Annotated in this window: 22 protein-coding genes and 2 tRNA genes; 7 read left to right on the top strand and 17 right to left on the bottom strand. The window is 64.2% G+C overall.

Annotated elements, in window-relative coordinates; genetic code table 11:
* Positions 1–32: 32 nt before the first annotated feature.
* From ybfE to C2U37_RS15940, 3 genes are read right to left on the bottom strand one after another with little or no spacing between them, the layout of a single operon-like run.
* On the bottom strand, positions 33–329 hold the full coding sequence (ybfE, locus tag C2U37_RS15930; protein ID WP_005325670.1) for a LexA regulated protein: 297 nt from the start codon (positions 327–329) through the stop codon (positions 33–35).
* A 20-nt stretch (positions 330–349) separates the two neighbouring features.
* A complete protein-coding gene (locus tag C2U37_RS15935) occupies positions 350–571 on the bottom strand; it encodes a DUF2788 domain-containing protein (RefSeq protein ID WP_010674106.1) in 222 nt (73 codons plus the stop codon).
* Between the two features lie 55 nt (positions 572–626).
* Positions 627–1,391: an alpha/beta fold hydrolase gene (locus tag C2U37_RS15940; protein WP_104452679.1), complete on the bottom strand. Its 765-nt coding sequence runs from the start codon at positions 1,389–1,391 to the stop codon at positions 627–629.
* Positions 1,392–1,681: 290 nt separating this feature from the next.
* Here C2U37_RS15940 and seqA point away from each other — a divergent pair, with 290 nt between their 5' ends.
* Both seqA and pgm read left to right on the top strand, forming a co-directional pair.
* Positions 1,682–2,191, top strand: a complete 510-nt coding sequence (gene seqA / locus C2U37_RS15945; RefSeq protein ID WP_010674108.1) for a replication initiation negative regulator SeqA — start codon at positions 1,682–1,684, stop codon at positions 2,189–2,191.
* Between the two features lie 53 nt (positions 2,192–2,244).
* Positions 2,245–3,894 carry a phosphoglucomutase (alpha-D-glucose-1,6-bisphosphate-dependent) gene (gene pgm, locus C2U37_RS15950; protein ID WP_104452680.1) on the top strand — a complete coding sequence of 550 codons (1,650 nt, stop codon included), beginning with the start codon at positions 2,245–2,247 and terminating at the stop codon, positions 3,892–3,894.
* A gap of 73 nt (positions 3,895–3,967) precedes the next feature.
* On the opposite strand, the gene C2U37_RS15955 is transcribed toward pgm, so the two are convergent.
* Positions 3,968–4,849, bottom strand: coding sequence for a DMT family transporter (locus tag C2U37_RS15955; RefSeq protein ID WP_104452681.1), 882 nt, complete (start codon positions 4,847–4,849; stop codon positions 3,968–3,970).
* A 94-nt stretch (positions 4,850–4,943) separates the two neighbouring features.
* Between C2U37_RS15955 and C2U37_RS15960 the strand changes: the two genes are divergently transcribed.
* Positions 4,944–5,426, top strand: coding sequence for a MarR family winged helix-turn-helix transcriptional regulator (locus C2U37_RS15960; protein WP_104452682.1), 483 nt, complete (start codon positions 4,944–4,946; stop codon positions 5,424–5,426).
* 46 nt (positions 5,427–5,472) lie between these two features.
* Here C2U37_RS15960 and mltB read toward each other — a convergent pair whose 3' ends face one another.
* From mltB to C2U37_RS16010, 10 genes are all read right to left on the bottom strand, one after another.
* Positions 5,473–6,570, bottom strand: a complete 1,098-nt coding sequence (gene mltB / locus C2U37_RS15965) for a lytic murein transglycosylase B (protein ID WP_045525304.1) — start codon at positions 6,568–6,570, stop codon at positions 5,473–5,475.
* A gap of 94 nt (positions 6,571–6,664) precedes the next feature.
* On the bottom strand, positions 6,665–7,267 hold the full coding sequence (locus tag C2U37_RS15970; RefSeq protein WP_104452683.1) for a CDP-alcohol phosphatidyltransferase family protein: 603 nt from the start codon (positions 7,265–7,267) through the stop codon (positions 6,665–6,667).
* Complete coding sequence (locus C2U37_RS15975) at positions 7,260–7,922, bottom strand: ATP-binding cassette domain-containing protein (protein WP_104452684.1); 663 nt, start codon at positions 7,920–7,922, stop codon at positions 7,260–7,262. Before C2U37_RS15975 ends, C2U37_RS15970 begins: the two co-directional genes overlap by 8 nt.
* Positions 7,923–7,926: 4 nt before the next feature.
* The gene (locus tag C2U37_RS15980; RefSeq protein ID WP_104452685.1) at positions 7,927–9,579 is read right to left on the bottom strand and encodes an ABC transporter permease; all 1,653 of its coding nucleotides are present in this window, start codon (positions 9,577–9,579) and stop codon (positions 7,927–7,929) included.
* Positions 9,580–9,585: 6 nt separating this feature from the next.
* Entirely contained in the window at positions 9,586–10,755 is a 1,170-nt protein-coding gene (locus C2U37_RS15985) for an ABC transporter substrate-binding protein (protein ID WP_104453256.1), read from the bottom strand.
* Between the two features lie 19 nt (positions 10,756–10,774).
* Positions 10,775–12,931, bottom strand: coding sequence for an FAD-dependent oxidoreductase (locus C2U37_RS15990; protein ID WP_104452686.1), 2,157 nt, complete (start codon positions 12,929–12,931; stop codon positions 10,775–10,777).
* The gene (locus C2U37_RS15995) at positions 12,928–13,503 is read right to left on the bottom strand and encodes a carboxymuconolactone decarboxylase family protein (protein ID WP_104452687.1); all 576 of its coding nucleotides are present in this window, start codon (positions 13,501–13,503) and stop codon (positions 12,928–12,930) included. The genes C2U37_RS15990 and C2U37_RS15995 overlap by 4 nt, the downstream gene beginning before the upstream one ends.
* Positions 13,493–14,203: a DUF1499 domain-containing protein gene (locus C2U37_RS16000; RefSeq protein WP_104452688.1), complete on the bottom strand. Its 711-nt coding sequence runs from the start codon at positions 14,201–14,203 to the stop codon at positions 13,493–13,495. The genes C2U37_RS15995 and C2U37_RS16000 overlap by 11 nt, the downstream gene beginning before the upstream one ends.
* A 127-nt stretch (positions 14,204–14,330) precedes the next feature.
* Positions 14,331–14,609 (bottom strand): peptidylprolyl isomerase, encoded by a 279-nt coding sequence (locus tag C2U37_RS16005; RefSeq protein ID WP_039039827.1) that lies wholly within the window; start codon positions 14,607–14,609, stop codon positions 14,331–14,333.
* A gap of 59 nt (positions 14,610–14,668) precedes the next feature.
* Positions 14,669–15,064, bottom strand: coding sequence for a hypothetical protein (locus C2U37_RS16010; RefSeq protein ID WP_043154193.1), 396 nt, complete (start codon positions 15,062–15,064; stop codon positions 14,669–14,671).
* Positions 15,065–15,600: 536 nt separating this feature from the next.
* Here C2U37_RS16010 and tamA point away from each other — a divergent pair.
* Together tamA and tamB are read left to right on the top strand one after the other, a co-directional pair.
* Positions 15,601–17,376, top strand: coding sequence for an autotransporter assembly complex protein TamA (gene tamA / locus C2U37_RS16015; RefSeq protein ID WP_104452689.1), 1,776 nt, complete (start codon positions 15,601–15,603; stop codon positions 17,374–17,376).
* Between the two features lie 76 nt (positions 17,377–17,452).
* Positions 17,453–21,226, top strand: coding sequence for an autotransporter assembly complex protein TamB (gene tamB, locus C2U37_RS16020; RefSeq protein ID WP_104452690.1), 3,774 nt, complete (start codon positions 17,453–17,455; stop codon positions 21,224–21,226).
* Between the two features lie 206 nt (positions 21,227–21,432).
* Here tamB and C2U37_RS16025 read toward each other — a convergent pair.
* Positions 21,433–21,517: transfer RNA gene (locus tag C2U37_RS16025), tRNA-Tyr, on the bottom strand.
* A gap of 31 nt (positions 21,518–21,548) precedes the next feature.
* Positions 21,549–21,633: transfer RNA gene (locus C2U37_RS16030), tRNA-Tyr, on the bottom strand.
* Between the two features lie 126 nt (positions 21,634–21,759).
* Here C2U37_RS16030 and C2U37_RS16035 point away from each other — a divergent pair.
* Positions 21,760–22,272: a VC2046/SO_2500 family protein gene (locus C2U37_RS16035; protein WP_041215524.1), complete on the top strand. Its 513-nt coding sequence runs from the start codon at positions 21,760–21,762 to the stop codon at positions 22,270–22,272.
* Positions 22,273–22,335: 63 nt separating this feature from the next.
* Here the strand turns inward: C2U37_RS16035 and hpf are convergent, their stop codons facing one another.
* Complete coding sequence (hpf, locus tag C2U37_RS16040; protein WP_010674126.1) at positions 22,336–22,668, bottom strand: ribosome hibernation-promoting factor, HPF/YfiA family; 333 nt, start codon at positions 22,666–22,668, stop codon at positions 22,336–22,338.
* Between the two features lie 392 nt (positions 22,669–23,060).
* Here hpf and C2U37_RS16045 point away from each other — a divergent pair, with 392 nt between their 5' ends.
* Entirely contained in the window at positions 23,061–25,580 is a 2,520-nt protein-coding gene (locus tag C2U37_RS16045) for a putative bifunctional diguanylate cyclase/phosphodiesterase (RefSeq protein ID WP_048207315.1), read from the top strand.
* The last annotated feature ends 34 nt before the right edge of the window (positions 25,581–25,614 follow it).

The following is a 25,614-nucleotide window of genomic DNA, read 5'->3' on the forward strand; positions in this document are numbered from 1 at the left end:
GTTACCCGTATCTGGTGTTGATGCTTGACGGTTCAGATTGCGATGCCTGCTGCATGAGCAGACTCGATCTGTTGCTTCAGGATAGATTGGATCAGCTCGGCTCGGCTGACGTTCTGTTGCAGCGCAAGTTGGTTCAGGCGCTCCAGCAACTCGGCTTCCACCTTTAACTCGACCCGTTTCAGCCCGTTCTCACGATCGCGCTTGAGCTGGTTGCGCTTGTTGATCTTGAGCTGGGTCTCGCGGGGGAGTGGATTGGTCTTTGGCCTGCCGGGGCGCTTCTCAGTTGCGAACAGATCCAGTGTTGTTCGATCAGTTTGCTGTTTGGCCATACATCACAGATGAAAAGTAGTTAGCCGATCCCTGAGCCTTCCCAGCCCATTTCGATCAGCCCCTTGGCGACAAAACCCGCGCAACCCAGAAACAGCACCAGCCAGACGATGAAGCGGCCGAAGCGGGGCACATTGCCCCGTTTGAGCACGTCCTGAATGGCCAGACCAATCAGCAGGAAGATGGCCACGAAGAACAGTTTCAGGCCCAGACTCTCGATGAGATCGATGTGTTCACTCAGCATGGATTGCGCGCACTCCTTAAGACGGGCGCACTATATCACAAAGGATTTGAAACTGTTAACCGCCTGTCGACAGGAAATCCACAACCAGTTTGTTGAACAAAACCGGCTTTTCCGCGTGCAGCCAGTGATCCGTGCCGGCGATGACGCGGGCCTTGGCGGCCGGGAACTGAGCCATCGCGGCCCCGGTGTATTCGGGCAGCATATAGTCAGAGTCTCCCCCCTTGATGAAGAGTGTCGCGCCTTCGAAGCGGCGTTCATCGTCGGGCCAGCCCATGATGTTGGCGTAGTTGCGCTCAAGGGCCGGCACGTTGAAACGCCACCCCCATCCAGACTCCCCTTTGGCGAAGGATTTGAGCAGGAACTGGCGCACCCCGGCGATCTCGATGTGCTCGGCCAGCATGGCTTCCGCCTCGCTGCGGCTCTGGGGGGGCGTGGCCAGCGTGGCATTGAGCCCGGCAAACACGTTCTTGTGGCGGGCGTGGGGATAGGCCACCGGGGCGATGTCCGCCACTACCAGCTTGCTGACCCTGTGAGGGGCCTGCTTGGCGACCTGCATGGCGACCTTGCCCCCCATGGAGTGACCCACCAGGGCCACCTGTTCAAGTCCAAGATGGTCCAGCAAGGCCAGGATGTCCTCCGCCTGGGCCGGGTAGCTCATCTCGTCCGAGTGAAAGGAGGCGCCGTGATTGCGCAGATCGACGCTGATGACCCGGTATTGTTCGCTGAGGGGGCGTGCCAGCAGGCCGAGGTTGTCCAGGCTGCCAAAGAGGCCATGGATCAGCACGACAGTCGGGCCTTCGCCCTGATCCTTGAAGTTCAATCGTGGGTATTGTTGCAAAATGACACCTTATCGGTCGTGGGCTCTATCGCCATAATTTTTAACACACTGAAAGAAAAGGATTTCATTCCTGGTGGGGGATTTTTTTGTGGTTTTTTTTCAAAAATATCTCCCCGGGATCGGCTATCAGTGCGGGGGATCACACACTTGGCCCGTCATTATGCCGTATTCTCAAGGAGATTCATGCACATCTGTCCGCCCCTTGCTTGGGCTGCCGGGTCTGCCTATGTATAATCGCCGCATCCGAATTTCGACGAGTCCAGCGCATCCCTATGAAAACCATCGAGCTTGATGACGATCTCTACTTCTTTATCGCGAGCCAGACCCGGCACATCGGCGAGAGTGCGTCCGATATCCTGCGTCGCCTGCTGGAGCAACCCGCCCAGGCCGGCACGGCAACCGTGGCGGCCGCGCCTGCGATGCAACCGCAACCCGTGGCCGATGCCATGGGGCTGGAGGCACTGCTGGATTCCGGCGAGCTGCAGAAAGAAGAGAAGTCCATCAACCGCTTCATGCTGGTATTGAGCACCCTCTATCGGGACAACCCGGAAGGCTTCACCCAGGCGACCGAGATAAAAGGGCGCAAGCGCGTCTACTTCTCCCGTGACCCGGAAGCGCTGCGTGCCAGTGGCAGCACCACCAAGCCCAAGCCGGTACCGGAGACCCCGTTCTGGGTGATCACCAATACCAATACCAGCCGCAAGCAGAACATGGTGGCCCAGCTCATGAACAGCATGGGTTATGACGAGGATCTGACGGCTCGGGTGTGCGGCGCCGTTTAACCCATCAACGACTTCAGGCCTTGCCGGGCAAGGCTCAGCTCAAGGAAAACGCCATGGCACAGCATTCCCACGCCGGTCAGCCGGCTCGTCTTTGCGATCTGACCAACATTCCCCGTCTGGTCAGCGCCTACTACCTCAACAAGCCGGACATGAGCCGCCCTGAGCAGCGGGTCGCCTTCGGCACCTCCGGTCACCGCGGCAGCGCCCTGCACAGCGCCTTCACCGAATCCCACATTCTGGCGGTGACCCAGGCGCTGGTGGAGTACCGCCAGCAGGCCGGTATCACGGGGCCGCTGTTTGTGGGCATGGATACCCATGCTCTGTCCGAGTCCGCTTTTGCCAGCGCGGTGGAAGTGCTGGCGGCCAACGGTGTCGAGACCCGCATCCAGGCCGGCCTCGGCTTCACACCGACTCCGGTCATCTCTCACGCCATCCTGCGCCACAATGCAGGCAAACCGGCGGCCCTGGCGGACGGCGTGGTGATCACCCCGTCCCACAACCCGCCGGAAGACGGTGGCTTCAAGTACAACCCGCCCCACGGCGGCCCCGCGGAAGGGGAGATCACCAAGTGGGTGGAAGACCGCGCCAACGCGATTCTGGAAGCGAACCTGGCCGGCGTGAAGCGCATGCCGTTCGCCGAGGCCCTGGCGAGCGCGTTCGTGGTGGAACACGACTATGTCACCCCCTATGTGGATGATCTGGAGAACGTGCTGGACCTGGCCGCCATCAAGAAAGCAGGCATCAAGATCGGGGTGGACCCGCTCGGCGGCTCCGGCGTCGCCTACTGGGACGTCATCGCCAAGCGTTACGATCTCGACATCGAGGTGGTGAACTACAAGGTGGATCCCACCTTCTCCTTCATGACTCTGGACAAGGATGGCAAGATCCGGATGGACTGCTCCAGTCCGTTCGCCATGGCGGGTCTGATCGCCCTCAAGGACAAGTTCGACATCGCCCTTGGCAACGATCCGGACTACGACCGTCACGGCATCGTCACCCAGGCTGGGCTGATGAACCCGAACCACTACCTGGCGGTGGCGATCCAGTATCTGTTCACCCATAGAACCGGTTGGGCGAAGGAGGCGGCCGTCGGCAAGACGCTGGTCTCCTCTTCCATGATCGACCGGGTCGCCGGCGAGATTGGCCGCACCCTGAAAGAGGTGCCGGTCGGCTTCAAGTGGTTCGTGGATGGTCTCTACAGCGGCGAGTTCGGCTTTGGCGGCGAGGAGAGCGCGGGCGCTTCCTTCCTGCGCAAGGACGGCACCGTCTGGACCACCGACAAGGATGGTTTCATCCTGGCGCTGCTGGCCGCCGAGATCCTGGCCGTCACCGGCAAGGATCCCCAGGCCCATTACGACGCCCTGGAAGCCAAGTTCGGCCGCTCCAGCTACCGTCGCATCGACGCCCCGGCCAACAGTGCCCAGAAAGCGGTGCTCTCCAAGCTGGATCCGGCGCTGGTGGAGGCTTCCATGCTGGCGGGTGACCCCATCACCGCCAAGCTGACCAAGGCCCCCGGCAACGACGCCGCCATCGGCGGTCTCAAGGTCGTGACCGAGCATGGCTGGTTCGCGGCGCGCCCCTCCGGCACCGAGTCCATCTACAAGATCTACATGGAAAGCTTCAAGGGGGAGGCACACCTGGACCTCATCCAGCAGGAAGCCCAGCAGATTGTCTCCGCTGCCCTGGCCAAGGCCGGCGTCTGACCCTTCTGGCATCAACCCAAGTGAAAGAGGAGCCCTGGTGGCTCCTCTTTTTTTATGTCGGGTTGACTGCGGATCAGCCGTTGTCGACGCCGCCGGTGGCGGCCTTGCGGTTCTGCCAGCTCTTGAGGAAGGGGCGGGCCGGCAGCTTCATCAGGAAGAGGGAGAGCAGGATCACCGCGATGCCGAGCCACTGCCGGCCGTCCAGTGTCTCGCCCACCAGCAGCACACCGCCGGAGACCGCCACCATGGGGTTGGTGAGGGCCAGCATGCCCATCACCTCGGGGCCATGGCGTTTGAGTCCCCAGAGCCAGGCCCAGTAGGCCAGGGCCGTGTTGAGGATCACCAGCCAGATAAGCCCGGGAGTGGCATCAGCCCGGGGCAGGGGCATGGGGCCGGCCAGCCACCAGGCCAGCGGGATCAGCATCAGGCCGCCCAGCAGCAGCTGCCAGGCGGTCAGGGCCAGCAGATCGTCCACCGGCCAGCGTTGCATCCAGCGGCTCGACTGGCCGATGAGCAGTGTGGCGAGCAGGGCGCACGCCACGCCGACGGGATCCAGATTGGCAGAGGGATTGAGCAACAAGAGCACCCCGACGAGCCCCATCACCCCCAGCAACAGCCACTTGATCGTCGGTCTGACACCGTCTTGCAGCCAGGCCAGCCCCATCAGGATGAGGGGCAGCGTCGCTCCCAACGTACCCGCCACGGCGCCGGGCAGGCGAAACGCCGCCACGAACAGCAGGGCGAAGAAGGCGGTGATGTTGCAAAACGCCAGCAGGAACTGCCTGCTCCAGACGAGAGGCGGTCTGCGGGGATGGAGCAACAGCAGCAGCACCCCGGCGGGGAGGGCGCGCCACACGGCCACCCAGTAGGGGGAGTAGTCGGTCAGGTAGAGACTGACGACGGCATAGGTGCTGCCCCAGAGCAGGGGGGCGAGCAGGGCGATCAGCAGCGGCATGGTTATCTCGTAACAAAGTATCTTTAAGTAAAGATACATTAGCCGCGAGTTGGTTTATTATCAAGTATCTTCATGTAAAGATAATGGAGCCCGAATGGAGAGTGATCATGTAGATCAGCTGCTGGCCCAGTGGGCCCGGCAGCGCCCGGACCTCGACTGCACCCCCATGGGGGTGCTGGGGCGGGTGGCGCGCATGGCGGCGATCGCCGGGCGCGAAGTGAGCGAGACCCTCAAAGAGTGCGGTCTGTTGGGGTCCGATTTCGATATCCTGGCGACCCTGCGTCGGGCCGGTGAGCCGCTGACCCCGACCGCGCTCTACCAGTCCGCCATGCTGAGTTCAGGGGCCATGACGGCCCGGCTCGACAAGCTGGAGCAGCGTGGCCTGATAAGACGTGAAGCCTCCCCCGATGACAGGCGCAGCCTGCTGGTCTGCCTGACGGAGCCGGGGCGGGAGCTGGTTGACCATGCGGTGGAACAGCACGTGGCAAACGAGCGCCGCCTGCTGGCCCCATTGACCTTGGCCGAACAGGAGCAGCTGGCCGCCCTGCTCAAACGCTGGCTGCTGGAAAACGAATAAAAAAAACGGGCCCATCGGGCCCGTTTTCGTTGGCATTGAGGCTGGCTCAGTAGCCGCCTCTGGCATCCCTGACGGCAAGGCCAAGCTGCCATACCGCCATGGCGTAGTGGGTGCTGTGGTTGTAGCGGGTGATGGCGTAGAAGTTCGGCAAGCCGTACCAGTACTGGTAACCGGTGCCGACATCCAGACGCAGCAGGCTCGCCTCCTTGTGATTGCCAAGGGAGCCGGTGGGAGCCAGCCCGGCACCGCGCAGGGTGGCCACCGGGTAGCGGGTCTGGAAGCCGTGCTCATAGCCCGGCAGCTGTCCCTGGCCGCGTACTGCCACCGGCTGCCCTTTCTCCCAGCCGTGGGCCTTGAAGTAGTTGGCCACGCTGCCGATGGCATCCACCGGATCCCACAGGTTGGTGTGGCCGTTGCCGTTGAAGTCCACCGCGTAGTTGCGAAAACTCGACGGCATGAACTGGCCGTAGCCCATGGCCCCGGCATAGGAGCCCTTGGGTTCGGTGGGGTCCATCCCCTCATCCCGGGTCATCACCAGGAAGGCTTCCAGCTCGCCGGTGAAGAAGTCGGCGCGGCGCGGGTAGTCAAATGCCAGGGTCGCCAGGGCGTCGAGAATGCGGGTCTTGCCCATCACCCGACCCCAGCGTGTCTCCACCCCGATGATGCCGACGATGATCTCGGGTGGCACCCCGTAGATCTGCTGCGCCCGGTTGAGTTCACTCTCGTATTCACGCCAGAAGTTGACGCCGTTCTGTACGTTGTCCGGGGTGATGAACTTGGCGCGGTAGCGGTTCCAGGCGCCGGTCGGGCCGGTGGGCGGTCTGGTGGTGGGGGCCTGGGCGTCCATCAGCTTGATGATCCAGTCATAACGCTCGGCCTGGGCCAGTACCCGGTGCAGCTCGGCGCCGTCGAAGCCGTGCTTTTGCACCATCCGCTGCACGAAGTTGTCCACGTTGGAACGATTGGCGAAGTCCCCCTTGCTGACCCCGGGCTGGCTCACCTGCCCGTAGAAGGGTTTGCTCGGCGGCGTCTGGTTGATGAAGGCGCTGTTGGGTTGGGGTTTGACCACGGGCTTGGGCGCCGGCGTGCTGCTGCAGCCGTAGATCAGGGGAAACAGGGAGAGGACACAGACAAGGCGACGCATAGGGTTCTCGTGAGCCTGAAAAAGAGTGCCGTCATGGTAAAACATTGGCGTGCAGGCGCAAGTGCTCCGTGCCGGCGCGCCCTCCGGGATCCCGTCAGCGCAGGGTGTGGTAGCCGCTCCAGATCCGGGTCAGGGTCGTGATGGCACAGAGCAGGGCGAAACCGTAGGCCAGTGGCACGAAGGCGGCGGGCCAGAGGCACATGAGCACGAAGAGGGCGATGGTTTCGCTCCCCTCGGTAAGCCCGCCCAGATAGTAGAGGGATTTGTGGTGGTAGACGGGGCTCTCGATGCCCCGTTTGCCGGCCATGATGGCAAAGGCCAGAAAGCTCGATCCCGTGCCCATGAAGGCGAACAGCAGGGTGGCGGCGGCCAGGGAGTTGGCCGGGTCGGCGAGGGCAAAGCCCAGCACCACGGCGGCGTAGAAGATGAAATCCAGCGTGATGTCGAGAAACCCGCCGCAGTCGGTGATGCCCGTTTCCCGCGCCACGGCGCCATCCAGCCCGTCCAGCAGCCGGTTGAGCAGAATCGCCGCCAACGCCCACTGATAGCAGCCAAAGGCCAGCAGCGGCAGCGCCAGCATGCCGATGAGAAAGCCGGCGAGGCTCACCTGGTTGGCGCTCACCCCGGCCCGGCACAGGGGGCGGGCGAGCGCGGCGAGGGGGCGGCGGATAACCGGGATCAGGTGGCGATCAAACAAGGTGGTGCTCCTCTTCTGGGATGGCTGGGGGGATCAGTTGCAAGATGGTGCCCGGCGCATCCTCTTCGTCGTGGGTCACCAGCAGGGCGGGGATGGCCTGCGTGCGCAGGCGCTCGAACACCAGGGTTCTGAATGCCGCCCGCAGCGGCTTGTCGAGGCGGGAGAAGGGTTCGTCCAGCAGCAATGCCCTGGGCTCGGCCAGCAGGGCACGCAGTAGGCTGACGCGGGCTTTCTGGCCACCTGAGAGCGCCCCGGGCAGCTTGTCCGCCTGAGCCTCCAGCCCGACCTCGGCCAGCGCTTCGCGGGCCCGGGTCTGCCTTGCCGCCATCCCCTTGAGATGCGCCGGCATGCCGAACATCAGATTTTCGGCCACCGTCAGGTGGGCAAACAGCAGGTCATCCTGAAACAGGATGCCGACGCCCCTCTCCTGGGGGGGCAGCGGGGTGAGGCGATGTGCGCCGAGCAGGATGTCCCCGGTCAGCCGGATGGGCCCCCCGGGTGGCAGCACTCCCGCCAGGGCCGCCAGCAGGGAGCTCTTGCCACAGCCGCTCGGTCCCATCAGGGTGAGCACCTCGCCCGGGGCCACCCTGAGGGGGGGGAGCGTCAGCAGGGGGGCACCGTCGAGGAAGAGGGTGAGTGTGGAGGTGTGCAGCATCGGGTCAGGGCCTCAGGGCGGGGTTGATGCGCCGCGGCAGCCAGAGCGCCAGGGCATAGATGAAAAGGGGCAGCAGCAGTTGCAGCAGGCCGTAGAGCCCCGCCAGCCGCCGGTTGAGGCCGCTGCCGATGGCCACCGCCTCCGTGGTGATGGTGACGACCCGCCCGCCGCCGAACAGCAGGGTCGGCAGGTATTGGGCCAGGCTCACCGCCGCCCCGACACCGAAGGCGAACAACAGGGGACGGGCGAGCAGGGGACCCTTGACTCGCCACCAGGCCCCCCAGGGGCTGGCCCCGAGCGTGAGGGCCACCCGGGTGAGGCGCTCGTCGAACTGGCGATAGGGGCCGTGCAGGCAGAGATAGACGTATGGAAAGACGAAGATCAACTGGCTCCAGAGTACCCAGCCAGGGCCTATGCCAGTGAATCCCAGCCCGTCGGTCTGAAGGCGCAATCCAAACAGCAGGCTGGCCTGGGGCAGCAGCAGAGGCAGGCAGACAAGCCAGAGGGTGCGTGTGGCGCGGCGCGCAGGCAACGCCTCGAGGCAGAGCACCGCCAGCAGCAGGGAGAGCGCGGCGCAGAGCAGGGCCAGCCACAGACTTTGCCACAGCAGCGGGCCCAGGCTCGGCAGCAGAGCCAGCCAGTGGTGGCTGCTCCATTCGCTCGGCCAGAGGGCGGGAAAAGACCAGCGCCGGGTCAGGGACCAGAGCAGCAGGGCGGCGAGCACCAGCAGATTGGTCAGAAGCAGCCCCCACACGCCGATGCGGGCAATGAGTTCGGGCCAGGGCGAGGCGGGGGCGCGTCGCCCATCCAGCCAGCGTGCCTTGCCGAGGGTGAGGTGGGCCCGCTCCAGCAGCCTGAGGGCGCCAAGCAGCAGCAGGTTGAGGGCGAGCAGCAAGAGGGCGCCGCTGGCACTGGCGCCGCGCCAGGCGGGGTCGGCATCCTGATACCAGAGCCAGAGTCGCACCGCCAGGGGCGGCGGGGCATCCGGCCCCAGCAGCAGGGCGAGATCCACCACCGCCAGACCATAGGCGGCCACCGCGTAGAGGGGCAGTCGCAGGGCGGGCCAGAGGGAGGGTAGCAGCAGGCGCCACCAGATCCGGGGGGCGCTGAAGCCGAGGCTGGCCCCCAGCCACTGCTGGCGCGCCACCTTGGCGGGATCCAGTGCCGCCAGCGCCATCAGCAGCAGGAAGGGGGTCTCCTTGAGGATGAGCACCACGATGAGGCCAAGCCCCCAGGGATCCTTGAGGGTTTGCCAGTCCGGGGGTTGATGGGTGAGGTCAAGCAGGGGGGCGACGAGGCGCAGCAGCCAGCCAGAGGGAGCGATCAGAAAGGCGATGCCGATGGCAAAGGCGACGTGGGGAAGCGCCAGCAGGGGGGAGAGCAGGCGGCGCAGCCAGCGCATCCAGGGACGCCCGTCCCCCTGGGCGAGCAGCAAGGCGGTGGCGCCGAGAGCCCCCAGGGTGGAGGCGCCCGTCACCCAGAGGCTCAACCCTGCGGAGTGCCAGAGTCCGGGCTGGGGGAGCAAGAGGGATAGATTGGCGGGGGAGAGCCCCTCGATGACCAGCCACAGCAGGCCCCCGGCGAGCGGGATCCCCAGTAGCAAGGCTCCCAGCATCAAAAAGGGCAGCAGGAGGAGAAGAGGGGCGCGCGCCTGCATGATGGATCAGTGGCCGTAGCGCTCGGCCCAGGCCGCTTCCAGCCGCGTCTGCCAGCTGGGGTGGGGCTCTGCCACCCCCTTGAAGCGCAATGCCGGACGGGTCTGGCCTGGCAGCGCCTCCTGGCGCAGCACGCTGGGATCCCCCCAGAAGGCGGGGTCACTCTTGCGCGCCTGGGCGGCGGGGCTCAGCAGGAAGTTGACCACCACCTTGGCCCCGGCCCGGGCGGAGGCATTGAAGGGAATGGCGAGGAAATGGCTGTTGGTGAGCGCCCCTTTTTCCATGGCGATGGCCTGGACGGTGGGGGGCAGGGTGCCGTTTTGCACCGAACTCTGGGCTTCCCCCGGGTTGAAGCTGATGGCCATGGCCAGCTCGCCGTCATCGAGCAACTGTCTGGTCTCGGCGGCGCCGGTAGGGAAGAGCCTGCCCTTTCGCCAGAGCGCGGGGTGAAGCTGGTCGAGCCAGGCCCAGAGCGGGGCGGTGATGCGAAGGAAGTCGGCATCGGTCGCCTCCCGATAGAGGGGCGCCGGATCTGGTGTCAGCTCCAGTAGGATCTGCTTGAGAAAGCTAGAGCCGTGAAACTGGGGAGGCTTGGGGTAGGTGAAGCGGCCGGGGTGAGCCTTGGTCCAGGCCAGCAGGGCGGCCGCCGAGGTGGGAGGAACGTCTACCTGGTCGCCATCTACCATCAGATTGAGCTGGCCTATGCCCCAGGGGGCCTCCCGCCCCTCGACCGGCACGGTGAAGTCTTCACTCACCGGCAGGGCGGTGTCCACCAGGGCCATGTTGGGCAGCTCGTCGGTAAAGGGGGCCCCCAGCAGCCCCTGCTCCTTGAGCGCCTTGAAGTTCTCGCCGTTGACCCAGAGCAGGTCGATGGGGCCGTTCGACGTCTTGCCAGCCTGCTTGCCGGCCAGCAACTGGCTCACGCTCTGGGCGATGTCATCCACCTTCACCTGCACCAGCTCGACCTGGTACTGGCGAGCGATCTCCTGCCTGGCCCACACCAGGTAGGCGTTGATCTCGGGGCTGCCCCCCCAGGCGTTGAAGTAGACGGTCTGTCCCCTGGCGGCCAGCAGGGTCTGCTGCCACGATGCGTCATTTGCGTGGAGCGGGGAGGCCAGCAGCAGGGGGACGGCGGCCATCAGGGGACGGAGCAGGGCGCGAAGTCGGGTCGTGAACATGATGGTTGCCTCGTCAGAGTCAGGCGCCGCGGCGCCAGCGGTGATAACGGGCCAGCAGCGCCAGCAGGCGCCCGGGCTGGCGGGCACGGCGCCAGGCGCCAGCCACGTACTTGTTCCCCTCCATCAGGGTGGGGTAGGGGTGAACGGTGGCGAGGATCTTGCCAAGTCCCAGGCGGTGGCGCATGGCGAGGGCAAACTCGGCGATCCGCTCGCCGGCGTGAGCACCCACTATGGTGGCCCCGAGTATCCTGTCACGGCCCGGCACCGTCAGCACCTCGACAAAGCCCCCGGACTCGCCATCGGCGATGGCTCTGTCCAGCTCGGCCATCTCGAAGCGGGTCGACTCGAAGGGGATGCCTCGGGCCCGAGCCTCTCTCTGGTTGAGGCCGACCCTGGCTATCTCCGGACTGGTATAGGTGGCCGCCGGCATGACCCTGTAGTCTGCCCGAAAGCGCCTGAACTGGCCAAAGAGGGCGTTGATGGCGGCATACCAGGCCTGATGGGCGGCAAAATGGGTGAACTGGTAGGGGCCGGCAACGTCCCCCACCGCCAGGATGCTGGGGTAGTTGGTGGCGAGGAAGCCGTCGATGGCCAGGGTGCCGCCGGGGGCCAGTTCAACCCCCAGCGCCTCCAGCCCGAAACCGCTCACGTTGGCCTCCCGGCCAAGGGCCAGCAGCAGCTGGTCCCCCTCAACCACCAGCGTCTCGTCCCCCCGGCGCAGGTACAGCCGGATGGGCAGGTTGGCGCCTTTACCGTCCATATACCCGGCCGAGGTAGCCTGCCAGCCGAGGTGCAGGGTGACGCCGTCGTGCTCCAGCTGTGCGGCCAGGGCCCCGGCGACGTCCCTATCTTCCCGGGGCAGCAGCTGAGGGCCTTGCTCCACCAGGGTGACGGGGATACCGAGCAGGGCCAGGCTCTGGGCCAGCTCGCAGCCGATGGGGCCTCCTCCCAGCACCAGCAGATGGCGGGGGGGCTCGCGCAGTCGCTGCCAGAGGGTGTCGGAGGTGAGGTAGGGAACCCTGTCCAGCCCCGGCAGTGCGGGCACCCGGGGGCGGGCGCCGGTGGCGATCACAATATGACGGCTGGTCAGGCGCTTGCCGTTGACCTCCACCTCCCAGGGGGAGGTGACTCGCGCCCGCCCCTGGATGCACTCCACCCCGAGTCCTTCATAGCGCGCCACCGAGTCGTGGGGTTCTACCTCCTCGATGACCCGGGCGACCCGCGCCATCACGGCGGCGAAGTCGGCGCGGCTCTGGCTCGGGGTAAAACCAAGCTCTGTGGCCTTGCGCTGTTCAAAGGCGAAGCGGGCGCTTCGGATCAGCGCCTTGGAGGGGACGCAGCCGGTATGGAGGCAATCCCCCCCCATCCTGTGCTGCTCGATGAGGGCCACTCTGGCTTTCACCGCGGCGGCGATGTAGCTGGTGACCAGGCCTCCGGCGCCGGCGCCTATCACCAGCAGGTTGTAGTCAAAGCGCGCCGGCTTGCGGTAGGGGGCGTGCAACCGGTAGAGGGCGAGACGGCGCTGAAAGGCACGCATCAGCCAGGGCATCAGGCCGAGCAGGGTCAGGGCGGCCAGCAGGCCGGGGGAGAAGAGGTTGCCTGTGCCGGTGAGGGTAGCCAGCTCGCTCCCCGCCAGCACGTAGACGAGGGTGCCCGGCAGCATGCCGAGCTGGCTGACCCAGTAGTAGGTGCTGACTCTGATGGGGGTGAGCCCCATCACCAGGTTGACCAGAAAGAAGGGGAAGAGGGGGATGAGGCGCAGGCTCAGCAAATAGAAGTCCCCCTCCTTTTGCATGCCGGCCTGAACGCTCGCCAGCTTGTCGCCAAAGCGCGTCTCGACCCAGTCCCGCAGCAGGAAGCGGGCACTGAGAAAGGCCAGGGTGGCGCCGAGGGAGCTGGCAAAGGAGACCAGCAAGAGCCCCCACAGGATGCCGAAGACGGCGCTGCCCGCCAGGGTGAGCAGGGCCGCCCCCGGCAGGGAGAGGGCGGTGGTGAGCACATAGATCACCAGAAACAGCAGGCTGGCTGCGACAACATGGCGGTCGACCCAAAGGGTCAGGCGCGCCTGGTGTGCCTGCAACTGGGTGAGGCTCAGATAGTGGTCAAGGTCGAGGGCAAAGAAGGTGCCGACCAGGGCCCCCATCGCCAGCAACAGCAGCAGGCGTGCCCGGTTCATCCCTGTCCCTTGTCGAGGGGGCGCTCGGGTTGCACCGGCAACTGGCAGAACCCCTGGGGAGCGATGTCGAGAGCGGCATTGAACTTGGCGGACATGTTCTGGAAGGCGATGAGGCCGGTGAGCTCCACCAGGGCGTCGTCATCGAACCAGGGCTTGAGGCGGGCGGCCTGCTCGTCGCTCACGCCATCCAGCCCGGTCATGGCCTCGGCATAGTCCAGCACGGCCCGTTCCCGCTCGTCGAACAAGGGGCTGTCGCGCCACCGGGCTAGCGCCTCCACCTTGTCGCTGGAGCCTGCCCGCTTGACGAGGGTCATGGCGTTGATGTCGACACAGAAACGACACCAGTTGAGCTGGGAGACCCGCACCGTCACCAGAGAGCGCAGCACGGGGTCGATGGGGGAGCGCTTGCGGTTGATGACGCCGTAGAGGGTGGCGACCGCGGCGAACAGCCTGGGGGAGCGCCCCCAGCACTTGCCCGGGATCAGCACCTGACCGTAGTTGCGTTTCTGCAGCCAGAAGAAGGGATGGATGAACCAGGCGTAGGCCCGGTCCGGTTTGACCTCAATGCGCATCTTGTTCCTCTTTGAGCTTCTCCATCTTGGGCTTGTAGGCCCCGCCCAGACGCTCGTTCAACCGATTCAGGAAATCGATGATCCGTGCCCGGTTGACCCCCAGATCGCTGCGCCCCTGGCGCGAGGCGGAGCGCATGTCGATACGGGTCTCTTTGGGCCCGATAAAGACCCGCAGGGCCACGTCATCCTGAAACCCGAACCAGCCGGTGGTGACGACGGCATCGATACCCTCGCTGCCCGGATGAACCTGCCAGCCCAGCTCCGTCATCAGTTCCTCGGCTTCCGCGAGCACTTCGACCGGGGATGCCCGGGTATAGAGAGGACCGGGGTTGCCTGGAAATAGTTGCAGGGGCGGGGGGGAGATCGGGAGATCCTCCGGGCTTCTGAGCAGCTCGGCCCACTGGAGCCGTGGCGGATGGTAGGGATCCGTGCTGACGTCGTTGGTGAGGGGGGAGCGCAGCGCCTGGACGAGAAACAGCAGGGGCAACAGCAGGGGAGTTATGCCCCAGATATCCGGCCAGAGGTTGGTGGTGCGGCGATAACGCCAGGGCAGGCGCAGCAGCAGCACGAGGCTGAGGAGGGCGCTGGCGAGACAGAGGATGAAGCCGAGCCACCAGGGCCAGAGATGGGCGCGGCTGCCAAGGGCCCCGCAAAGGGGCAATAGCCAGGTCAGCAGCGGGCACCACAAAGAGCTGTGCATATGAGGGATCCACGGGTCAGGATGGAACTATGCCCAGAAGGATAAACTTAATTGCCTGATAACGTTAGTAAATGATCATCAATCCCGGGCGTGCGGCTCAGAGAACCGATGGCCTCGTCGCCCTGGATCAGTTGCGATAGAGCACCTTGATGAGGTGGAAGCCGAACTTGGTGCGCACCGGCCCCAGCACGGTCAGCAGCTCCCCCTTGAACACGGCATCGTCGAAGGACTTGACCATGTCCCCCTTGGAGAACTCTCCCAGATCGCCGCCACGCTTGCCGGAAGGGCAGGTGGAGAAACGCTTGGCCATCTGGCTGAAATCGGCGCCCTTGGCGAGCTTCTCCTTGATCTCCAGACACTGTTTCTCGGTCTTGACCAGGATGTGCTGGGCACAGGCTTTTTTCATCGGAATGCTCCTCGGCGAGGGGAAAGGGGGCGCAAGATTACTGCAATTGCGCCTCCGCGTCAGCCCCTCGGGCGCGAGACCCGGCTCCGGGGGCCGGCGGCCAGGGGGACCCTGGCCCGGGATTGCCAGAGGATCTCCAGCCCCAGCAGGGCATAGAGGCTCCAGATGGCCAGGGGGTTGAGCCAGTTGCCTCCCATCTGCAGGGTGGCCAGGGCTGCGCTCACCAGCAGCAGGACTATGCCGGGCAGGCGCCAGTGGGCAGACAGGGGGGCGAGCAGGGCCATGCCCAGCAGCAGGGCCAGGCCAAAGGGCAGATTGAGCGCGGTGAAGGCGAGGGCCTGCTGGCCGTTCATGCCGGTCAGCAGGGCCAGCAGGGCGCTGCAGCAGGCCAGGAAGGTGATGAACTCGAGTCGGTCGGCGATGTAGTCAGCCAGTTGTTCGCTACGTAGGTGCATGGGGTCTCTCCTGCGATGATTGAGATCAGTGTGGGACAGGCAGGAGCGCAGGGGCAGCGGGATAAATCGATTGAATTGAACGAAGCTTTAGTGACATCTATTCAAGTGATTGATTTAAAATTATTTTCCTGTTCAATAGCAGGCAGGGTGGGGAAGAGGGCACGGAGCAAGTCGAGGGGGACGGGTTGACGAAACCCGCCGGATGCGGGGTGTCCGACAAGGGTTGTCGCGACGAGCCGGACCCTGCTGCCAGCCCAAGGCCGCCAGGGGAGATCCGGCGTGGCGGGGTCGGTGGTGGCGTTTTGTTCGCCCCTTGCCCGGATTGTGCGCAGTTTGGCTCCTTACACACGGCTGGCTCCTTGCAGGGCCGAAGCGATCCCCGCACCGGGGGTGGCAGAGCGGCACGCAAAGGGGCCCCGAGCGTGGGATTTCGCCGTCGCGATTATGCTAGGATGAGCGGCACTCGCCCGGGATGAGTCTCGGTATCGTACTAAATAACACAATCTTTAAATCATGTTATTCGGGGAAACTGACGTTTGACAGGATGCTATCCTACTTTTCTCACCGGGAGCACTTCATCCGGGCGATCCCGTCGCCCCGGGCCCGGTCTCTTGCTGCTCGCCCTCGCTCTCTGGCTGATGGCGATGCCCGCCATGGCGGCCAAGTTGACCTACCAGATCAAGGGGGTCAGGGGAGAGCAGAAAGACAACGTCGAGGCCTACCTCAACGCCCTGCCCGTCTACCAGGAACGCCAGTACCGCCCCGCCCGCGCCAAGATCACCGAGAGCGTACAGAAGGCGCTGCAGGTCTATGGCTACTACCAGCCCAAGATCACCCTGAACCGCGACAAGAAGGCGCCCGCCAAGGTGGTGATCGAGATTGAGCGGGGGGAACCCGTGATCATCTCGCGCCTCGACATCCTGCTGGAAGGGGATGCGGGGAGCGACGAGGTGTACAGCGAGCTGCTGGACAAGCTGCCCCTCAAGGAGGGAGATCCCCTCAACCACGGCAAATATGAATCCATCAAGGCGGATCTCGGCAGTCTGGGGCTGGCCCGCGGCTATTTTGACGCCAAGATCAGCAAGAGCCAGGTCAAGGTTTTCCCGGAACAGGGCAAGGCGGAGATCTACATCCTGTTTCGCTCCGGCCCGCGCTACCATTTCGGCGAGATCCGCTATGACGCGACGCCGGAGGCACTGCACCTTATTCGCCCGCTCATCAACATCAAGAGTGGCGACCCCTATCTGGCGATCCGTCTGGCGGAGATGTCCCAGGATGTCTCTTCCACCAAGCTGTTCAAGCAGGTGGACATCAAACCCCTGATCAGCCAGGCCGAGGGCAACCGGGTGCCGGTGCAGGTGACCCTCTCCAACCGGGTCGATCACGAGATTGAGACCGGTATCGGTTATGCCACGGACGTGGGGCCGCGCCTGAGTGCCACCTGGGAGAAACCCTGGGTGAACCGCTATGGTCACCGCCTCTCCAGCACCGCCAAGATCTCGGCGCCGGAAGCGGAGCTCAGCTTCGACTACCAGATCCCGGTGGGCAACCCGCTACGGGATTACTACTCCCTGCAGGCGGGCTATCAATACACCGACAACAACGACACCCGCTCCGATCTGGCCACCTTCGGGGTGCACCGCTGGACACGCCGACCGGAGAGCTGGGACAGAGACGTCTTTGTGCGCCTGGAGAACGAGCGCTACGTCCAGGGTCAGGACGAGGGGAACAGCCTGCTGCTGATCCCCGGCGTCTCCTGGTCACGGCTGCGGGTGCGCGGCGGTCTGGTGCCGGATTGGGGGGATCGCCAGCAACTGACGATGGAGTTCTCGAGTCCCTATTGGGGGTCCGACATCAGCTTCATGCGGGTGTGGGGGCGTAGCAAGTGGCTGCGCACCCTGGGCGAAGATCACCGTTTCCTGATGCGGGCCGAACAGGGGGCCATCGTCGGGGATGATTTCTCCCTGGTCCCCCCCTCCCTGCGCTTCTTCACCGGCGGCGATCAGACGGTCCGGGGCTACGGTTACGAGACCATTTCGCCACGGGGGGACGATGGCAAGCTGACCGGCGGACGTTACGCCAGCGTCGGCAGCCTGGAGTACAACTACCGCTTCAGCGAGAAGTGGCTCGGCGCCCTGTTCGTGGACGCCGGGACCGCCACCGTCGACTACAGCGAGGCCTGGAAGATAGGCACCGGGGTCGGGGTGCGCTGGGTCACCCCCATCGGTCAGGTCAGGCTCGATCTGGCGGTGGGCATCTCCGAGGAGGACAAGCCGCTGCGGCTGCACTTCGCACTGGGGCCGGAACTATGACCCGGCAACCAGGCGCACATCCTCTTCTTTCTCTTTTCTGGCCGCTGCGGCTGCTTTCCTTGCAGGGGTCTGCATCGTGATCTGGGTAAAACGCATTTTCTTATGGCTCATGGGCCTCTTCTTCCTGCTGCTCATCGGCGTCAGCCTGCTGGGCTTCACCCATCAGGGCAACAAGTGGTTGTGGCAACAGGCCAGAGCCGCGCTGCCCTCCCTCAAGGGGGAGCTGGTGGCGGGGCAACTCGGTTATGGCTGGACCTTCGAAGGGGTTGGCTGGCAGGACGAGCTGGTGGATGTCACCGTGGAGCGGGCCGTGCTGGACTGGGATCTGGGCAAGCTCCTGCAGGGCAAGCTCTGGATCAAGTCTCTGGCGGTGACTCGCCCCGTGGTCCGGGTGGCGGAGTCCGAGCCGGTGCCGGAAGAGCCGTCGGAGCCCTTCGTCTGGCATCCGTTGCCGCTCAAAATCCAGGTCGACAGCCTCAAGGTTGCCGATCTCGATGTGGCGGTGCCCGGCGTGACGATCACCCTCAAGGATCTGGACATTGGCGCCGCCCTGGATCGCGCCGGGCTCATCGTGCGCGGCCCCGTGCTCGATGGCCTGAACGTGGTGCTGGCACCCTCCCCGGTGGAGGCGGCCAGTGACAAGGGCGCCAAACCGGCGGATGAGAAAAGCGCCACCCTGGCGGTCGGCGAGGGCAAGGCTGCCCCCGGTGACAAGACGCAGGCCGCAAACAAGCCCGAGTCCATGGTGCTGCCGGCGGTGCGACTGCCTTTCCCCATCCAGCTGGAGGGGCTGAAAGCCACGACGTTCCGTTATCAGCAAGGTGAGCTGGTGGAGGGGCTAGACAACCTGTTGCTGTCGGCCACCGCCGAGGAGGAGCGCATCGACATCCGGGAGCTCTCCCTGCGCCATGCCATGGCAGATCTGGCCTTGCGTGGTCAGGTGCGCCTGCACGAGGATTACCCCCTCGCCCTGACCCTGGATGCCAAGGCGCGTCAAGGGCTGCTGGACGGGGAGCTCAAGGGGGAGCAGGTCAATCTCGTCCTGGACGGTTCTGTGGGCAAGCTTGGGCTGGCACTCAAGGCCAAGGGGCCGGTGGGCGCCAATCTCAAAGGATCCCTCGCGGCCCTCGACCCGGATCTGCCCTTCGATCTGGCGCTGGACTGGAAGAGCCTCTCCTGGCCCCTGCACAAGCCCGCCAAGGATGAGCCCAGCTATCGGCTGGACAAGGGCACCCTGAGCGCCAAGGGCAAGCTCTCCGGTTACCAGTTTGCGCTCAACACCGCCGGCAAGGGGACCGATGTGCCCCCCTTCAAGGTGGCGCTCTCGGGCAAGGGGGATCTCAACCAGCTGAGCCGCATCGAGCTGCTGCTGGGGGCCCTCAAGGGGGAGCTCAAGGTCGACGGCAAGCTGGCCTGGAGCAAGGGGGTCCAGTGGCAGGGGACGACCGAATTCAAGGGGATCAACCCGGCGGAGCTGGTGCCCGAGATCAAGGGGGTACTGGCGGGCAAGATCACCAGTCGCTTCGATCTGGATGAGGCGGGCCACTGGCAGCTGGCCCTGCCCGAGCTCAAGGTGGATGGCAAGCTCAACCAGTATCCCCTGGCCTTGCAGGGCAGGCTCAGCGGCAACGACAAGATGGAGTGGACCATCCCGGCCCTGGCGCTGCAAAGCGGCCCCAACCGGCTGCAGGCCAAAGGCTCGCTCACGACCCAGGCCTGGAAGCTGGATGCGGATCTGGATGCGCCCAAGCTTGGGGGTATCTACCCGGGTCTGGGAGGGGACATCAAGGGCCAGGTGCGCGTCACCGGCAACCAGCAGGCGCCGCGCGTGAATGCCGATCTGGTGTCGGGCCGACTCGCCTACGCGGGCACCGTCCTCAAGGAGACCGTCATCAAGGCCAACGCCCTGGTCGGGGAGAAGCCCGCCGGTGAGGTGGCGGTGACGGTGGCGAGCCTGGCGCAGGGGGAGACCAAGCTCTCGCATATCGCCCTGAACCTGAGCGGCGATCTCGAGCGCCACGGGCTCACCTTGACCATGAAGGGGGATCCCCTGGCGGCAGACCTCAGCCTGAATGGCAGCCTGCGCGGTGACCACTGGCGTGGCGCCCTTGCCGAGCTGAAGCTCAAGACCCCCCTCAAGCGCTGGGCGCTGGCCGCCCCCTGGTCTCTTGACCTGGATCTGCCGAAACAGCAGCTGACCATGGGGGATCTCTGCCTCGCGTCCCAGAAGGCCAGTCTCTGCGTCAAGGGGAGCCGGATAGCCCAGTCCCAGGGCAATCTGGAATTTGCCCTGAACGAATTTGATCTCAAGCGGCTGCGCCCCTGGTTGCCGAACAATTTCCGCTGGCAGGCGGTGCTGTCGGCCGACGGGCGCGCCAGCTGGCGCGGCAACCAGCCGACCCTGCACGCCACCGTGCGCACCACGCCTGGGACCTTTGTCGCTGACGAACTCAAGACCGACTACCAGCGCCTCAAGCTCGGGATCGACTTCGAGCGCCAGCAGGCCGCCATCCGGGTCGATTTCGCCTCCGAGCAGATAGGCAACATCGACACCGATCTGCTGATCCGGGATCCCGCCGGCCGCGGCAACCTCGGCGGTCAACTCAGGTTTGACGATCTGAAGCTGGCGACCTTTGCGCCCCTCATTCCCGAAGTGCGCTCCCTGCAAGGGGTCATCTCGGCGGATGCCCGCTTCGACGGTACCCTGGCTGCCCCCCTGCTGTATGGCGAGCTGAACCTGAAGGAGGGGGAGGTTCAGACCCACTCCGACATGGTGACCCTCTCCAAGCTGGTGACCCGCCTCAAGATAGAAGGCAACCGGGCCGAACTCGACGGCTCCATGATGGTGGGCAAGGGCCCCCTGGTGCTGGGGGGCTGGCTGAGCTGGGCCCAGCAGCCGGTGACCGGCAGCCTCACCATTCAGGGCAAGGAGCTGGAAGCCCAGTACCCGGGCATGGGTCGGGTCAGGGTGACACCTGACATCGCCATCTCTCTCGGGGAGGAGACCAGGGTGACCGGGCAGGTGGACATCCCCTGGTCGCGCATCCTGGTCAAGAGCCTGCCAGACAGCGCGGTAGCGGTCTCCGATGATGTCACCGTCATCTACGACGATCTGCCGCCGGTCCCCAAGGCGGCACCGCTGCCCATGGAGATCAGGCTCGCCATCCGGCTCGGGGACGACGTCCGCCTCGAAGCCATGGGACTCAAGACCAAGGTGGGAGGGGCCCTCAACATTCGCCAGGATCCCTCCAAGCCGCTCTCGGGCAACGGGCAACTGGAGCTCAGGGACGGGCGCTTCAAGGCCTATGGCCAGAACCTCATCATCAAGGAGGGGCGGATCCTCTTCTCCGGCCCCATTGATCAGCCCTATCTCAACATCGAGACCTATCGGGATCCGGACACCATCGAGGACAACGTGACCGTCGGGGTGCGGGTGACGGGGCCAGCCGCCAAGCCGAAGATCACCGTCTATTCCGAGCCGCAGATGGCGCAGTCCGAACAGCTCTCCTATCTGTTGCGGGGCAAGGGATTGCAGACCAGCGGCGAGGATGGCGGCTTCAACGGCCTGCTGGTGGCGGGGGCCGTGAGCCAGGCGAGCGGCGTGGTCTCCAGCATCGGGGAGTCCCTCGGCATGAGCGACGTGGCCCTCGATACTGCAGGCAGTGGCGATGACACCCAGGTGACCCTGTCGGCCTACCTGCTGCCCGGTTTGCAGTTCCAGTACGGGGTCGGGGTGTTCAGCCCCATCGCCGAATTCAAGCTGCGCTACGAGCTGATGCCAAGGCTCTATCTGCAGGCCATGAGCGGGGTGGCCCAGGCGGTGGATATCTTCTATCGCTTCACCCTGTAAGGGGGGCGGATGACAACACAGATGCCTGGGGGGACGCTTATCCCCCTCTGCCTGACCTGCCGATGACTGCTGTCGTAGGCAGGTTCGGGGTGAGAGCGTGCATATATTGACGGGAGGCCTGGCCTCCCGTTTTTTTGTAGAGAAGAAGGGGATTTGTGGAAGGCAGAAAAGCGAAAACCCGGCACAAGGCCGGGCTTTCTGAAAGATGGTGGAGGGAGAAGGATTCGAACCTTCGAAGGCAGAGCCGTCAGATTTACAGTCTGATCCCTTTGGCCGCTCGGGAACCCCTCCACGGGGCATGACCTGATTGTGCGCACTTGAATGGTGGAGGGAGAAGGATTCGAACCTTCGAAGGCAGAGCCGTCAGATTTACAGTCTGATCCCTTTGGCCGCTCGGGAACCCCTCCCCAAGTGCGAGGCGCATACTAACAGATCTGTCGCGCTTGTGAACCCCTCTGCCGGGATTTTTAATGCTTAAAGGATCGGGTTGATGGCCGATAAGCAATGAAACCTTCATTTCCAAGATTTATCTCATGCTGCCCAGTGCGATTCGTGACCGCTTGCTCGTGGATGAGGCCCAGTTGGGCCAACGGCTCAACCAGGATCTCCGTGCGGGGGACCGTGCCGACTTCAGGCTGCATCTGGCGCTGCTGACCGATGCGGTGGAAGAGCAGCCCTGGTTTGATGCCCCGCCCAAGCCTGCGTCGGGTGAGCTGGATTGGCGCTCCCGTTTCGGTCTGATGCCCCGGGCGTCCCTGCAAGGCGGGGTGGAAGAGAGCGATGCCACCAGCCTCAACGAGCGTCTGCAACAGGGCGGGTGCATGACGGATGTGAGACTCTGGCTGGCGCTGCGCTCCCCGCCACTGGTGAGCCGAACGCCCGCGCTGGATCCCGCGGTGTACGACAACCTCTCGGCACTGGGTCGTGAGCGATGGCAGGCCCGACCTATGGGCGCTGACCCCAGGGAGGAGGCTCCGCTGATGATGCTGCCGCTGCTCGATGAGCTTGCGCAAGGGGTGGATGCCAGGCTGCGCTGGCTGGGGTGACGGCACGGTAGAATGCAAAAAGGCGGGATAACCCGCCTTTTGCTTTATGAGTGGTGAACCTTGTCAGGCGTCTGCTTCGTCCGGTTGGGGCACTTCCTTGCCGGCGGCACGACGGGCGATGGGTTTTTCCGTGTGACGGTTGAGCTGGCGTTCCAGCTTCTGGCCCAGGTCCGTGATGGCAGCATAGAGATCCTCATGCTCTGCCTGCGCAAACAGTTTGCCGTTGGGAATGCCGATAGTGGCTTCGACGATATACATCAAACGCTCTTTGGAGATGATCACATGGGGTGTGATAAGAGGCACCTGAAGACGCTCGAGCTTTTCAAAACGGGATTCAATGCGCTCGCGGATGGCTGGGGTGATGTCGATGATTTTACTGGTCATTTCGATTTTCATAATGGCCCCCTTCGGGTCGTCTTGCTTGTGTCTTCACCTCCAGATTACCCATGTCGCCAAATCAAAATGTGATCTGTGTCACGAAAAATCCCCTTGGGAATCCCGCTGTCCATAAATTGTGAGCTTTTCCCGTTTCATGCCAAAAACCGCTTGAGCTCAGTGAAACAGGCAGGCAGTATCAGCAAATAGGATCGTTTCTGTCCCCCCTCGGCAGCGCCTTGTGTCGGCCCGATGTTTGGTTTTTGCCGCATAGTCTCGAATTTTCTCCACCCACATCGCCTCATCGCATCGCAAAATCATTGCCATGCGCCGGTGGAGATATGCGCGCAAACGGATATGCTTTTCTGCAGGAGTCGGGGTGGATAACGTGGTTGTAGTGGTTGGAGTCGTAGATGAAGCAGCAAGCCACCCAGATGATGTGGTTTTATGATCGGCAGCATGGGCAATGGAGCCTGTCTGATCATGTCTCTTGTGAACCCTGGGCAGGGGAGGGAACCCACCCCTGGGCCACCCAACTTGAGCGGGAAGATGAAGCGGGTTTCGCCGATTTTCTTGCAAGACTCCACGATTCCGGCCAGCCTGGCCAGTTCATCGGTCACCTGCGCGATGAGGACGGCAAGGTACACCATGCGCTCTGGTACGGTCAGTATGTGCCTGCACAGGGGCTCTGTTGTGGCTGGCTTGCCCCCCTCGAAATGATGCATCGCGAGATGGATCGCGCCGATTCCCCCGCAGGCGTGACACCGCCGCTTCCCATGTTGCAGGCCCCCTTGCTGGCCAAGCTGGCGCAGGCGCTCTCCGCCAAGACGGGGCTCGATTTTTGCCAGACCCTGGTCAACGAGCTGGCCCATATCCTGGGAGCCACTGCCGTCTGGCTGACGGAGCGGGTCGGTCTCGACAGGCTCAGGGTGCTGGCGAGCCACGGCATCGACGTCAAGGAGTATGCTCTCTGTGACATGCCCTGCCAGCAGCTCTATCGCCAGGGGCCCTCCAGCGCGGTCCCCGTGAGTGAACCCCTGACCGGGTATCCTGACCTGCCCCCGGGCCAGCACTATTACGCCCAGCCGCTGCTCGATCGCAACGGTCAGATCCTGGGTCATCTCGCCCTGCTGTTCCCGAGCCAGACCCGGACCACGGATCTGGACTCCGTCCTGACCATCTTCTCGGTGCGCATGGTGGCCGAGCTGGAGCGCCTGCAGAGCGATGCCCTGATGCGGCTGTCTGCGGTGGCCTTTGAAACTCACGAAGGGATCATCATCACGGATCCCGAGTTCAAGATCCTGCGGGTCAATTACGCCTTCAGCCAGATCACCGGTTTTGACAACCAGGGGGTGATTGGTCTGCATCTTGGCAACGATCTCTGGTCGGGGCTGGGAGGGCTGGGTTACGAGCTCAACGCCCTGGATCGCTGGCAGGGGGAAACCCTGCGCCTGCACGCCGACGGTCACGCCTATCCCCAGTGGGAGATCGTCACGCCGGTGCAGGATGAGAAGGGGGGGATCAGCCACTATGTCATTTTCTTCGAGGATATTTCCGAGCGCAAGGCGGCGGAGCGCCGCATCCAGGATCTCGCCTTCTATGACGAGCTGACCGGCCTGCCCAATCGCCGTCAGCTGCACGAAACTCTGACCCAGGCGTTCACCGATGCAAATCGCAGTCACCTTATCGGGGCCCTGCTGTTCATCGATCTCGACCACTTCAAGACCATCAATGATTCCCTGGGTCACGCCACCGGCGACTGGCTGCTCAAGGAGGTGGCCAGCCGTCTCAAGCGGCTGGTGCGCCAGGGGGATTGTCTGGCCCGTCTCGGCGGCGACGAGTTCGTGTTGTTGCTGCCAGCGCTCTCCATCAGCCCGCCCCAGGCGGAGATGCAGGCCGACCTCATCGCGGAGCGGCTCATCGGGGAGATCGCTGCCCCCTATGATTTCAGAGGCCAGGTGCTGCACATCGGCGCCAGTGTCGGCATCACCCTCTTCCCCGGTCGGGAGCAGGAGGCGGGGGATCTGCTCAAGCAGGCTGACACCGCCATGTATCAGGCGAAATCGGCGGGCCGCAAGACCCGGCGCTTCTTCGATGCCTCCATGCAGTTGCAGGCCGACCGGCGTCTGCACATTCACAACGAGCTGCGCAGTGCCCTCGACAATGGGGAGCTGACTCTCCACTACCAGCCCCAGCACATGGTGGCGGGGGGGGAGATCATCGGTGTCGAGGCGCTGATCCGCTGGCAACCCCCTGGGCGTGCCCTGGTGTCGCCTGCCGAGTTCATCCCCATTGCCGAGGAGACGGATCTCATCGTCGACATCGGCAACTGGGTATTGCACGAAGCCTGTACCCAGTACGTCTCCTGGGAGGAGAACGGGATCCACGTCCCCCAACTGTCGGTCAACGTGAGCGCCAAACAGTTCCATGCTCCCGACTTCGTCGATCGCATTCACGACGTGCTGGCGGCCACCGGCATGGATCCCGCCTGCCTGAACCTGGAGATCACCGAGTCGGTGGTGCTGGGTCATGCGGAAGACACCATCAGCAAGATGGCGGAGCTCAAGACCCTGGGCATCAGCTTTGCCATCGATGACTTCGGGGCGGGGTACTCTTCCCTGAGCTACCTCAAGCGGCTGCCGGCTGACGAGCTCAAGATCGACCGTTCTTTCATCCAGGACATTCCCAAGGATGGTGACAACATGGCCATCGTCGAGGCCGTGATCGCCATGGCCCGCCACATGGGGTTCAACGTGACGGCTGAGGGAGTGGAGTCCCGCCAGCAACTGGAGTTTCTGCAGGCGCAGGGCTGCCATTTCTTCCAGGGATACCTCGCCTCCAAGCCGCTCCCTGTTCCCTACCTTGAACGCTATGTCAGCCGCCAGGTACGCGGTGATCGCCCCGTCTGCACCGATAAAAATAGTGTGGCGTAGCCCCCGTGCTTAGCGGGTAGAATGAAGGTATGTC

It is taken from the genome of Aeromonas sp. ASNIH1, from assembly GCF_002934285.1.
Classification (GTDB): domain Bacteria; phylum Pseudomonadota; class Gammaproteobacteria; order Enterobacterales; family Aeromonadaceae; genus Aeromonas; species Aeromonas caviae.